The 12,143-nt window shown below is 70.5% G+C and carries 9 protein-coding genes; 5 read left to right on the top strand and 4 right to left on the bottom strand.

What is annotated here, in order from left to right:
• The 4 genes from IG84_RS0127470 to IG84_RS0127455 all read left to right on the top strand — a co-directional run bounded on the left by IG84_RS0127470 (position 1) and on the right by IG84_RS0127455 (position 5,017).
• Positions 1-1,329: a uracil-xanthine permease family protein gene (locus tag IG84_RS0127470; RefSeq protein WP_245659624.1), complete on the top strand. Its 1,329-nt coding sequence runs from the start codon at positions 1-3 to the stop codon at positions 1,327-1,329.
• A 190-nt stretch (positions 1,330-1,519) separates the two neighbouring features.
• On the top strand, positions 1,520-3,646 hold the full coding sequence (locus IG84_RS0127465) for an ATP-binding protein (RefSeq protein ID WP_031062609.1): 2,127 nt from the start codon (positions 1,520-1,522) through the stop codon (positions 3,644-3,646).
• Between the two features lie 266 nt (positions 3,647-3,912).
• Positions 3,913-4,149, top strand: a complete 237-nt coding sequence (locus IG84_RS40105; RefSeq protein WP_425424068.1) for a hypothetical protein — start codon at positions 3,913-3,915, stop codon at positions 4,147-4,149.
• A 223-nt stretch (positions 4,150-4,372) separates the two neighbouring features.
• A complete protein-coding gene (locus IG84_RS0127455; protein WP_031062606.1) occupies positions 4,373-5,017 on the top strand; it encodes a LysE family translocator in 645 nt (214 codons plus the stop codon).
• An 87-nt stretch (positions 5,018-5,104) separates the two neighbouring features.
• Here IG84_RS0127455 and IG84_RS0127450 read toward each other — a convergent pair whose 3' ends face one another.
• Entirely contained in the window at positions 5,105-6,064 is a 960-nt protein-coding gene (locus tag IG84_RS0127450) for a LysR family transcriptional regulator (protein ID WP_078649457.1), read from the bottom strand.
• A gap of 70 nt (positions 6,065-6,134) precedes the next feature.
• On the opposite strand from IG84_RS0127450, the gene IG84_RS0127445 reads away from it, so the two are divergent.
• Positions 6,135-7,277 carry a TDT family transporter gene (locus tag IG84_RS0127445; protein WP_031062601.1) on the top strand — a complete coding sequence of 381 codons (1,143 nt, stop codon included), beginning with the start codon at positions 6,135-6,137 and terminating at the stop codon, positions 7,275-7,277.
• 96 nt (positions 7,278-7,373) lie between these two features.
• Here the strand turns inward: IG84_RS0127445 and IG84_RS0127440 are convergent, their stop codons facing one another.
• The 3 genes from IG84_RS0127440 to IG84_RS0127430 all read right to left on the bottom strand — a co-directional run bounded on the left by IG84_RS0127440 (position 7,374) and on the right by IG84_RS0127430 (position 12,067).
• A complete protein-coding gene (locus IG84_RS0127440; RefSeq protein WP_031062599.1) occupies positions 7,374-8,111 on the bottom strand; it encodes a helical backbone metal receptor in 738 nt (245 codons plus the stop codon).
• Positions 8,112-8,253: 142 nt separating this feature from the next.
• Complete coding sequence (locus IG84_RS0127435; RefSeq protein ID WP_031062597.1) at positions 8,254-10,857, bottom strand: ABC transporter permease/substrate binding protein; 2,604 nt, start codon at positions 10,855-10,857, stop codon at positions 8,254-8,256.
• Entirely contained in the window at positions 10,850-12,067 is a 1,218-nt protein-coding gene (locus IG84_RS0127430; protein ID WP_037800935.1) for a quaternary amine ABC transporter ATP-binding protein, read from the bottom strand. The genes IG84_RS0127435 and IG84_RS0127430 overlap by 8 nt, the downstream gene beginning before the upstream one ends.
• Between the last annotated feature and the right edge of the window lie 76 nt (positions 12,068-12,143).

Here is a 12,143-nt window from a genome sequence, read left to right as displayed (position 1 = left end):
GTGGCCGCCCCCGCCGGCACCACCCGTACCGGAGGCGACGCCCCTGACGGCGGACCGCCCGGCCCCGACGGCCGGCCGGTCCACCCGGTGGACGAACGCCTCCCCCTGCACCGGCTGCTGCCGCTGGCCGCGCAGCACGTCCTCGCGATGCTCGCGGCCCCGGTCTCCACCGCGTTCCTGATCGCCACCGGACTCGGTCTGCCCCCTGACCGCACGGCGGCCCTGCTCAGCGCGACACTCGTACTGTGCGGGGCCGGGGCGCTGCTGCAGTCCTTCGGCGTCCTGCGGATCGGCGCCCGGCTGCCCTTCATGATGCTGCCGGGCGGCGCCGCGGTGGCCATCTTCCTCCAGACCGCCGACCAACACGGCCCGGCCACCGCCTCCGGCGCGGTACTGATCGCAGCGGCCTTCCTCCTGGCGATCCTCCCCCTCTACCGCCACATCGTCCGCTTCTTCCCACCGGTCGTCCTCGGCACCACCGTCCTGCTCATCGGCATCAACATGGTCAACGTCACCGCGCCGATGATCACCCACGACACATGGCTCGCTCTGGTCACCATCGGCGCCACCGCGCTGTGTTACCTCGTACTGCCCGGCGTCTGGCGCCAGATGTCGGTACTGGTCGGCATCGCGGCAGGCACCGCGACCGCACTCCTGTCCGGTACGGGCATGAACACCGTCCCCGACGGCGGCCCGTTCGTCGCGCTCCCGCACGCCTTCCCCTACGGCGCCCCGCACTTCGATCTCCTCGCCGCCATCCCCCTCATCGTCTTCACCCTCGCCTCCCTCGCCGAGGCCACCGGTCAGACGGTGCTCAACAGCGAGGCGGTGGGCCGCGAACCGGACCCCGCCCGCGACGTCCCCCGCACGGTCCGCGCCGACGCACTCACCTCCCTCGCCGCGGGCCTGCTGGGCACCTCCATCATGGTGACCAGCGCGGAAAACATCGGCATCGTCCAACTCACCCGAGTCCGCAGCCGCTTCGTCACCGCCGGCGCCGGCCTCCTCCTCGTCCTGGTCGGCCTCCTGGCACCGGTCTCCCGCCTGCTGGCCACCCTCCCCACCCCAGTGGTGGGCGGCGCCGGCCTGGTCATCTACGCGGTGATCGCCGCCATGGGCATCAGCATGCTCCGCCGTGCCAACACCTCCGAGGGCCCCACCACCACAGTCGTAGCCCTCACCCTCCTGGCGGGCCTCCTCCCCATCCTCGCCCCGGAGTTGTACACCCCCCTGCCGGTCTGGGCCCGCACCCTCTTCGGCAGCGGAGTCCCGGCAGGCGCGATCACCGCGGTGATCCTGACAGCCCTGTTCACCCGAGACCGAAGGTAGACCGCGCCCGTAGGGTGCCCACTGATCCGCGCACGGAGCCCCGGAGCCGAATCTCGAAGGGTCAGTAAGCGGTCCTCCGCGATCGCTTACTGATCTCGTTGGGGCGACTTCCGCCAAAGCTTCCTGCTCGCGTCGGTGTCGGTCAGACTGGCTGTTTCTGAAACCGGGTGACGTGTCGAGGAGGGCTCCCGTGGGCGCGGCCGTCGCGGAGGGGCCGAGGGGAAATGTGCCGCCCGAGCCGACGGAGTTCGTGGGGCGACGGGCCGAGCTGGACGCCTTGAAGCATCTGTTGAACGATTCCCGGCTGACGACGCTCACGGGCATGGGCGGAGTGGGCAAGTCCCGCCTGGCCCGGCAGGCGTGCGAGACGGCGGGAGCGGCGTACCCGGACGGGATCTGGCTGGTCGAGCTGGGTGACCTGCAACAGCCGGAGCTGGTGTACGGCGTGGTGGCCGAGGCGCTGCCGCTGGCCGATCAGACCACCCGCCCCCTGCACGAGGTGCTGTGCGAGTGGCTGGCGGACCGTCGGCTGCTGCTGCTCTTCGACGGATGCGAACAACTGCTTCCGCCGTGTGCGCAGGCGGTGGAGATATTGCTGGCGGCGGCGCCGGGCGTGCGCATCCTGGCCACCAGCCGGCAACCGTTGACCACCCGTGGCGAGCGGCTGCTGCGGGTGCCACCGCTGCGTCTGCCACCGCCTCCTGCCGACGCGGCGGTCGGCGGACCGGAAGAGCCGTGCGAGGCGGTGACCCTGTTCGTCCGGCGGGCCGCTGCAGTGGTGCCGGGGTTCGCGCTGACCGAGCACAACCGGGCGGATGTGGAGGAGATCTGCCGCCGCCTGGACGGCATCCCGCTCGCCCTGGAACTGGCCGCGGCCCGGCTGACCGATCTGTCCGTGCCGGAGTTGCTGTCTCAGTTGCAGTCACGCTTCGACGCGCTCGCCGGCGACTCGGGCGCACTGTCACGTCCGGCGTTGTCGCGGCACCGGACGTTGCGGACCACGATCGGCTGGAGCCATGAGCTGTGCGCGTCGCTCGAGCGGCTTGCCTGGGCCCGTCTGTCGGTGTTCTCCGGCGGCTTCGAGCAGGAGGCGGCGGAATGGGTCTGCGCCGGCGGGCCACTGAGCACCGGGGAGGTGGCCGGGGTGCTGTCCGCTCTGGTGGACAAGTCGATTCTCCAGCGGGTGGGCACCACCCGCGGCCCCCGGTATTCGATGCTGGACACCGTGCGCGAGTACGGCCAGGAGTGGCTGGCAAGGCTCGGCGAACAGACCGGGCTTCAGGGGCGGCACCGGGACTACTACCGGTACCTGGCCCGCACCGGCGAGCGGGAGTGGTTCGGTCCCGAGCAGGTGGACTGGTCCGAGCGGCTGACTGCCGAACACGCCAACCTGCGCGTTGCCCTGGAGCGCTGCCTCGCCCATGCGGACCCGCACCTTGCACTGGAGATGTCGGGCAACCTGTGGTTCTTCTGGTTCGGCTGTGGCTTCCTGCGCGAAGGGAACCACTACCTGGACCGGGCTCTCGGCAAGACGCCGGACACCGGGCCCGGCCCGGAACGGTTCTGGGCTCTGTGGGCCCGCGGGCTGGTGGCTCTCGGCCAAGCCGATTTCGAAGCCGCCGCTGCGCTGCACGGCATCTGCACACCCATGGCCGAACAACTCGGCGACCCGGCGGCAGCCGCAGCCGCGCTCTACCTCGAAGGGACGCACCCGGTGATGACCGGCAGGCCGGCCCGCGCGATCGCCCTTCTCGAAGAGGCACACCGATCGCCCCATTGCGGTGGGGGCTCGCCGGCCGCCAGGTTCCTGATCCGCTGCAGCATGTGGTTCGCCCACCTTCAACTGGGCCAGTTCGACCAGGCAGAAGCGACGGCCGACATGCTGCGCCGGGAGAGCGAGGCGCGCGACGAGCAGTGGATGCGGGGCTATGCCCTGTACTTCCTGTCCATGGCCGCACTGAACAACGGCGACCCGACCACCGCCGTCCGGCACGCCCGGGCCTCGCTCAAGGTCAAACGGCGGCTGCACGACACCCTGGGAGCCTCGCTGGCCCTGGACGCACTGGCCCCGGCCGTCGCCGCGATCGATCCGGAAAGAGCGGCTCGGCTGCTCGGCATCGCCGACACTCTCTGGTGCTCCTTCGGCCTGACGCAGATGGGAACACCTGAACTCATCGCCGCCCGGCAAGCCTGCGCACAACAGATCCGCGAGGCCATGGGCGACGCGGCCTACGAGGCGGCCTACAGGACCGGACGGAAGACCCGGCCCGAAGACTGCGTCGCCCACGCCCTCACCGTTGCCTCGCAGGACAGTTGATCCTGGAGCGACGTCGGACGCGATCGTTCACCACTGTCGATGTCAGCATGCCCTGCATGCTCCGCCTGCGCCCTCGATGCGCCCTTGCCCAAGTCACAGGCACCGCGCACGGTTTGAGTCGGTGCTGCTGGGCGCTCCGGCGCCGCACGGGGAGAGGCCTCTATCCCATCCGCTACGCGAAGAAGGACGTGCCCGTCACGGCCGCCCGCCTCAGAAGCGCGACGGGATTACGTGCAGACCTCATCCGCCGCCATGGGCCGGAACCCATGCAGCAAGCGTTCGACCTCGGCCTGGAGGACCTGGACGACACCGAGGTCCACCCGGACCTCGGTCTCCTCCCCGAAGATGTACGCCTCGTCCTCGTCGCCTACGCCTGTTCGATGGAACGAGGAGTCATGAGAGCCGAGTGGGGCTCCGCGGAACTACGCAGGGAGGATCGCTACCTCATCTGGCACCGTCACGAACCCCTGCTTGAACCTTCGGCCTCGCCTGAACGGCCATGAACGGCGCTGGATGAGCCGGGAACTGAGACGGAGGTGTCGACTGCCGTTGATGTCGTCGGCGGGCTGGGCATGGGGGCAGGGGTGCATGAAGTTACCAAGCGGCAGGGCCGTATCCTGCATCAGGCGAGGCAGGCACTGCTGATGCGTCGCAGCCGTCCGTAGCAGCCGGGCGACTCCCCACTCCGGGTACCGGGTACCCGACGAAAAACCAGGAGGTTGACCGGTGATCACTCTGACCGCAGTCGGAGGAGTGGCCCTGGTCGAACTGGGCATGGCCCTGACTCCGGGGCCGAACATGATCCATCTCGCCTCCCGCGCGATCACCCAGGGCCGCAGGGCGGGCCTGGTCAGCCTCAGCGGGACCGCCGTGGGTTTCGTGTGCTATCTGCTGGCCGCGGCTGCGGGCCTGTCCGCGTTGTTCGCCGCCGTGCCGCTGGCGTTCACGGTGGTCAAGCTCGCCGGGGCCGCCTACCTGGCCTACCTCGCCTGGGGCATGCTCAAGCCCGGCGGCCGCTCGCCCTTCACCCCGGCCCAGGACCTGCCTCCGGTCTCCGATGCCCGCCTGTTCTCGATGGGGCTGCTGACCAACCTGCTCAACCCCAAGATCGCTCTTATGTATGCCGCCCTGCTGCCCCAGTTCCTGGACCCGCAGGCAGGCCCGGCCTGGGGGCAACTGCTCCAGCTCGGTGGTGTGCAGATCATCGTGGGGATCTCCGTGAACGCTCTGATCATGCTGGGCGCGGCACGGGTGTCCGGATTTCTGGCCGCCCGGCCCCGCGTCATGACCGCCCAGCGGTTCACGGCAGGCGGCCTGCTCGGCGTCTTCGCGCTGCGCACCGCCCTGTCCCGCACTCCTGTCTCCACCTGAGCCAGGCCCGCGTGCCCACGAACGGCCTTTCCTCTCGGATTCGAACCGACGGCCTTCGCTTTCCGGAGCAGCGCTCCACAGAAGGCGTCAGCCCACCTTCCGGGTAAGCCCCAACAACTCCCGCGCCGGCCCCGTGGGCCGCTGCCCCGCCGGCCACACCGCCCGTAGATCCCGGCCCAGGCGGATTCCCGGTACCGGAACCTCCACCAGCCGTCGTGCCGCCAGTTCCTCGCCCACCACGAGTTCGCTGAGGACCGACGGGCCCGCGCCGCTGACCGCTGCGGCCTTCACCGCGGTCGTCGAGGCCAGTTCGAGTAGTGGCGGCGCGAGGGGACCGCATACCGCGAGGGCCGCGTCCAGGACCTGGCGGGTGCCCGATCCGTGCTCGCGGAGGATCAGGGGGGTGGCCGCCAGTTCGCGGGCGGTGAGGGGGGTGCGGCGGCGGGACCAGGGGTGGGAGGGGGCGGCCACGACCACCAGGCGGTCGTGGGCGATGACCGCGCCGTCCAGGCCGGGCGGTATGTCCAGGCCCTCGACGAAGCCGAGGTCGGCCTCGCCGGAGAGGACGCGCTCCGCGACCACCGCGGAGTTGCCCGCGAAGAGCGACACCGCGGTGTCCGGGCGCTGGGTGCGCAGCGCGATCAGCCAGCCGGGCAGCAGGTACTCGGCGATGGTCATGCTCGCGGTGACCCGCAGCCGGGAGTCCCGCCGGCCCCGCAGCGCCTGCGCGCCCGCGTCGAACGCCTCGGCCGCCTCCACGATCCGTCGCGCCCAGTCCGTGACGAGCGCGCCCGCGTCGGTCAGGCGGGAGCCGCGCGGCGAGCGCTCCACCAGGCCGACGCCCAACTGCCGCTCCATGGAACGGATGCGGCTGCTGGCCGCGGGCTGGGAGATGCCCAGCTCCTTGGCGGCCCGGCCCAGGCTGCCCAGCCGCGCCACGGCGAGCAGCAGTTCCAGCGCGGCCAGATCCGGTACGCGATATGCCAGTCGGCCGTCGTGCGCCCCGTCCGGCGTGCCGTTCCCGTGTGCCCGCTCCGCTTCACTCATAAATCCAGGTTATGCCCTCATAGACATGATGTCCCTGGTGGGGGCAGGCGCGCGAAGGAACTCTGGAGGCATGGCTACCCTCGCGCAACCCCGCTCCCGCCCCGTGACGGGCCCCCGAGGCCGCACCCGCGGCTCGGTACGGCACCTCGGCCCCAACTGGTACGCCGCCGTCATGGGCACGGCGATCATCGCCAACGCCGGTGCCACGCTCCCGGTGCGGACGGGCGTGCTGCACACCGTGTACGAGGTCGTCTGGGCGCTGTCGGCCGTCATGCTGGTCGTCCTGCTCGCCGCCCGCGCCGCGCACTGGATCCGCCACACCGACCAGGCCAGGGCGCATCTGCTCGACCCGATGGTGGCGCCGTTCTACGGCTGTCTGGCGATGGCCATGCTGGCGGTCGGCGGCGGCACGCTCGCCGTCGGCAAGGACGTGATCGGCGTGTCGGCGGCCGCGGCGGTCGACGGCGTGCTGTGGATCGCGGGGACCGTGACCGGCCTGGTCGCCGCGGCGGCCATCCCGTACCTGATGGTGACCCGGCACCGGATCGACGCGGGGACGGCCTCCCCCGCCTGGCTGCTGCCGATCGTCGCCCCGATGGTCTCCGCGGCCATCGGCCCCGGCCTGATCCCGCACCTGCCCGCCGGCCAGTGGCGCGATGCGATGCTGCTCGGCTGTTACGGCATGTTCGGCCTGTCCCTGCTGACCGTGCTCGCGATGCTGCCGCTGGTGGTCTCGCGGCTGATCCACCACGGGCCGCTGCCGCTCGCCGCGACCCCCGCGCTGATCCTCGTACTCGGCCCGCTCGGCCAGTCCACCACCGCGGTGAGCAACCTCGCCAACGCCGCGCCCGCCGCCGGCTCCTCCTACGCCGACGCGATGACCGCCTTCTCCGTGCTGTACGGCGTGCCGGTCATGGGGTTCGCGCTGCTGTGGCTGGGGCTGTCCGCCGCGATGGTGGTCCGCGCCTTCCGCAGCGGGATGCGCTTCTCGATGACGTGGTGGGCCTTCACCTTCCCCGTCGGCACCTGCGTCACCGGCGCGGCCGGGCTGGCAGGGCACACCGGACTGGCCCTGTACGACTGGCTCACCGTCGGGCTGTACCTGCTCCTGGTGGCGGGCTGGGTGACGGCCTTCGTGTACACCGCGCGCGGCCTCTTCCGCGGCACGCTCCTCGCGCCGCCCGCCTCGGCCCCGGCCCCGAAGGCCGCCTGAGAACCACCGTCCGAGCCCCGCTCCGAGACCCGGTCCATGACCGGCTCCAAGACCGGCGGTGCACCGGCCCACGGCCCCCGGTGCACCGCCGTTCGGCTATGCCGCCGCCTCCAGCGCCGCCCGCAGCACGGCGGGCGCCTCCGCCAACGACGGCCCGTACCAGGTGAGATGGCGCCCGCTGACCAGCGCGGCGGGCAGTCCGGGGAAGGACTCGGGCCCGTCGTCGGCGGCGAAGCGGTACGGCTCGTCGGGAAGGACGACGAGGTCGGCGCCGCGGTTGTTCAGCTGTTCCAGGGGGATCTTCGGGTAGCGCTCGGCATGGTCCGCGTACAGGTTCCGCACGCCCAGCCGGGCCAGCAGGTCGCCCGCGAAGGTGGCCCGGCCGAGCACCATCCACGGCCGCCGCCAGATGGGCACCACGGCGGCCAGGTCCGGGGCGTACGCCGGTACCTCCCGCCAGGCCGCCTCCGCCGCGTCCAGCCAGCCGGGGCGGGCCAGCCCGCAGCCACGCACGAGGACGCGGTCCAGTTCGCGGAACGCCTGCGGCAGGTCGCGGACCTCGGTGACCAGCACGTTCAGGCCCGCGGCACGCAGCGCGGCGAGGTCGGCCGGGCGGTTCTCCTCCTCGTTGGCGATCACGAGGTCGGGGGCGAGGGCCGCGATCCGCGCGGTGTCGGGGTTCTTCGTGCCGCCGATGCGCGGCACGTCCAGGCCGGCGGGGTGGCTGCACCAGTCCGTGACGCCGGCCAGCAGCTCCGGCGCGGTGGCGGCGACCGCCTCGGTCAGGGACGGGACGAGCGAGACCACCTTGCGTACGGCAGCGTGAGAGGTCATCGCTCCACAGTAGGCCCCACGGCAGGGGCTATTGCCACGACGGCAGGGCCTGCTGGCACGCGGACGGGCCCCGCCACCGGAGTGCGGTGGCGGGGCCCGTCCTGGAAGACGACCGGTCAGGACCGGTGCGGCATCATGTGTGTCACTTCACCGGGGCCATCTCATCGACGATGCCCGGGTGCGCGTCGACCCACTTCTTGACGCCTTCTTCCTCGTGGCCGGTGCCCGCCTCGTTGATGGCCGCCTCCAGGCTCGCCAGCTCGTCGGGCTTCATGTGCCAGTTCTTCAGCCAGTCGTTGAACTCCCCGTACTTCTTCGGGAAGCTCTTGTTCGCGACCGTCTTGATCTGGTTGTTGGCGCCCCAGGTGCCCTTCGGGTCCTTCAGCTTGGTCAGGGGGTACTTGTCGTACGCCCAGTGCGGCGACCACAGGACGACCGCGATCGGCTCCTTCTTGCCGATCGCCCGCTCCAGCTCGGCGAGCATGGCGCTGGTACCGGCCTCGGTGACCTTCATGTTCTGCAGGCCGTACGCGGGCAGGACCTTGCTCTTCAGGCGCTTCATCTCACCGGTGCCCGGCTCGATGCCGATGATCTTGCCCTTGAACTCGTCCTTGTGCTTGCGCAGATCGTCCATGGTCTTCACGCCCTTCACATAGGAAGGCACCGCGATCTCCAGGGACGTCTTGTCGTACCACGCACCGAGGTCGACAAGATCCTTCTTGTACTTGTCCCAGTACTGCTTCTGCGCGACCGGCAGCCAGGCGTCCATCTCGACGTCGACCTGGCCGGTGGACAGCCCGGTCCACATCGGACCCACGTCGAGGTTGCGCATCTTCGGCTTGTAGCCGCGCTGCTCCAGGACGTACTTCCACAGGAACGAGGTGGCGATGCCCTCGTCCCAGGACGGGTAGCCGATGTTCGGCGCGGCGCCCGCGTCCTTGCCCTTGGCGTACGAACCCGCCGCGGGGGCCAGCTTGTCGGCCATGCCCGGGTTCTTCTTCAGCCAGGCGCGGACACCGTCCTGCTCGTGCCCCTTGCCGGCGTCCTGGATCGCCGCTTCCAGGCTGGTGAGCTGCTTCTCGTCCAGGTGGAAGTTCTTCATCCACGAGGCGACCTGCGGCTCGTCCTTGGCGAAGCCCTTGCGGCCCAGCGCGTGGATGCCGTCACCGGAGCCGAAGGAGCCCTTGGGGTCCTTGAGCTTGGTCAGCTTGTGCTTGCTGTAGGCCCAGTGCGGGGACCACAGGGTCACCGCGACCGGCTTCTTGGCCTTGATGGAACGGTCCAGCTCGGCCAGCATCGAGGAGGTGCTGGACTGCTGGAGCTTGTACTCGCCGTCCAGGCCGTAGTCCTTGAGGACCTTGTCCTTGACGATCTTCATCTCGCCGGCGCCCGGCTCGATGCCGACGATCTTGCCGCCGAACTCCTTGCCCTTGCCCTTGAGGTCGTCGAGCGTCTTCACGCCCTTGACGTAGGACGGGACGGCGATCTCCAGCGAGGTCTTGTCGTACCAGGCGCCGTAGTCCTCGAGCTTGTCCTTGTACTTCTTCCAGTACGACTCGTGCGTCACCGGCAGCCAGGAGTTGGTCTGCACGTCGATGTCGCCCTGGGCCTGGCCCGTGTAGAGCGCGCCGGCCTCCAGGGCCTGCGCCTTGGGCTTGAAGCCGCGCTGCTCCAGCAGCTCCTTCCACAGGTACGTGGTGGCCTTGCCCTCGTCCCAGTTGACGTAGCCGAGGTTGATCTGACGGCCGTCACCGATGCCCGCGGCGGCGTCGCTGCCCTTGCTGCCGAAGGCGTTCATGCCGCCGGCGGCCAGCGCGAGCACGACCACACCGGTCATCGCGAGCGAGGTCGCCGGGCGCCACTGCAGGAACTTCAGGCCGCCGAGCGCGGCCTGCGCCTTGGCCAGCGCGCGCCGGCCGAGCGGCGAGACCCGCTGGTTCAGGGCGCCGGTCATGCGGTCCAGGTACATCGCGAGGATGACCACCGCGAGACCGGCCTCGGTGCCCAGGCCCACGTCGACGGAGCTGATCGCGTCGTAGACGGAGGAGCCCAGACCGCCGCCGCCGACCATGCCGGCGATGACGACCATGGACAGCGCCAGCATGATGACCTGGTTGATACCGGCCATGATCGTGGGCAGCGCGAGCGGGATCTGCACGCGGAAGAGCGTGCGGCGCGGGTGCGTGCCGAAGGCGTCGGCCGCCTCCACCAGCTCCGCGTCGACCTGCCGGATGCCCAGCTCGGTCATGCGGACGGCGGGCGGCATGGCGAAGACGATGGTCGCCACGATGCCGGGGACCACGCCGAGGCCGAAGAAGAGGATGCCCGGGATGAGGTAGACCATCGCCGGCATCGTCTGCATCAGGTCCAGCACCGGGCGCACCGCGCCGCTGACCGCGCGGTTGCGGGCGGCCCAGATGCCCAGCGGCACCGAGATGACCACGATGACCAGGCAGGCCACCAGGACCAGGGAGAGACTCTCCATGGTCGTGTCCCACTGTTCGATCGAGTCGATCAGTGCGAAACCGAGGAAGGTGAGCGCCGCGGCGAGGAAGCCGCGCAGCCACCAGGCGAGCACCGCGAGGATGCCCGCGAGGAACAGCGGCTCCGGCGCGGCGAGCACCATGTGGAAGAAGCCGTACACGGCGTTGAGCACGTGCGTGATGAAGCCGAAGAGCCAGTCGACGTTCGACTGCAGCCATTTGACGGCCGCGGCGGCCCACGTGCCGATCTCGATCCTAGGCACCGGCGATCACCTTGCTCTCGTCGGCGTCCTTGCCGTCCGTGTCCTCGGATGCGGCGTCCTCGGCCGCTTCGTCCGTGGCCACGGGCTTCTTGTCCTCGGGGGCGGGCTGCGCGGGAACGGCGGCGACGGCGTCCTGGGCCTGGGGCTCGGGCTCGCCGAGCGCGGCCAGCAGCTTCTGCGCCGGTACCGCGCCGATGAGCTCCCCGGCCGCGTCGGCCACGGCCACCGGCACCGCGCTGGCGGAGCAGGGCGCGAACAGGTCGACGAGCGGGGTGTCCTTGGTGACCGTGGCGGGCGCCGCGGCGCGGAACTGCTCGGCGGTGGATATCTCCGTACCGTCGGCGTCCTTGCTGCCCAGCACCGACGCCACGTCCGTCATGATCGCGCCGGCGGTCAGCACCCGGGTGCGGTCGACGTCCTGGATGAAGGACGCGACGTAGTCGTTGGAGGGCCGTACGAGGATGTCCTCGGCCGAGCCGTTCTGCACGATCCGGCCGTCGCGCATGACGGCGATCCGGTCGCCGAGCCGCATGGCCTCGTTCAGGTCGTGGGTGATGAAGACGATGGTCTTCTTCAGCGTCTTCTGCAGCTCCAGGAGCTGGTCCTGCATGTCGCGGCGGATCAGCGGGTCCAGCGCGCTGAAGGACTCGTCCATCAGCAGCAGGTCCGCGTCGGTCGCCAGCGCGCGGGCCAGGCCCACACGCTGCTGCATGCCGCCGGACAGCTCGTCGGGCCAGGACTTCTCCCAGCCCTTCAGACCGGCCAGCTCCAGCGCCTCATGGGCACGCTTCTGGCGCTCGGCCTTCGGTACGCCCTGGACCTCCAGGCCGTACGCGGCGTTCTCCAGGACGCTGCGGTGCGGGAAGAGCGCGAAGTGCTGGAAGACCATGGAGATCTTCTGGGAACGGACCCTGCGCAGCTCTTTGGGGCTGAGCGTGGTCAGGTCCTGGCCGTCGAACCGCACACTGCCCGCGGTCGGCTCCAGCAGCCCGTTCAGCATGCGCAGCAGCGTGGACTTGCCGGAACCCGACAGACCCATGACAACGAAGATCTGGCCTTCGTCCACGGTGAACGACGCGTCGATCACCGCTGCCGTCGTGCCCTCGGCGCGCAGCTCGTCACGGGTCGCCCCGTTCTCGAGTTTCCGCACGGCGTCATCGGGTCGTCTGCCGAACACTTTGTACAGGTGCTCGGCTTGCAGCCTGGACACATACACCTCTCTGGTCGAACCAAGGAACGGCCCGTCCCAGCCATGGGTGATCCCCAGGCCGAAAGGCTGGGGAGGG

Origin of the sequence: Streptomyces ochraceiscleroticus (genome assembly GCF_000720485.1) — a bacterium.
Taxonomy (GTDB): domain Bacteria; phylum Actinomycetota; class Actinomycetes; order Streptomycetales; family Streptomycetaceae; genus Streptomyces; species Streptomyces ochraceiscleroticus.
Note: the sequence above shows the minus strand (reverse complement) of the source record. Positions and strands in the feature narration are given on the sequence as shown.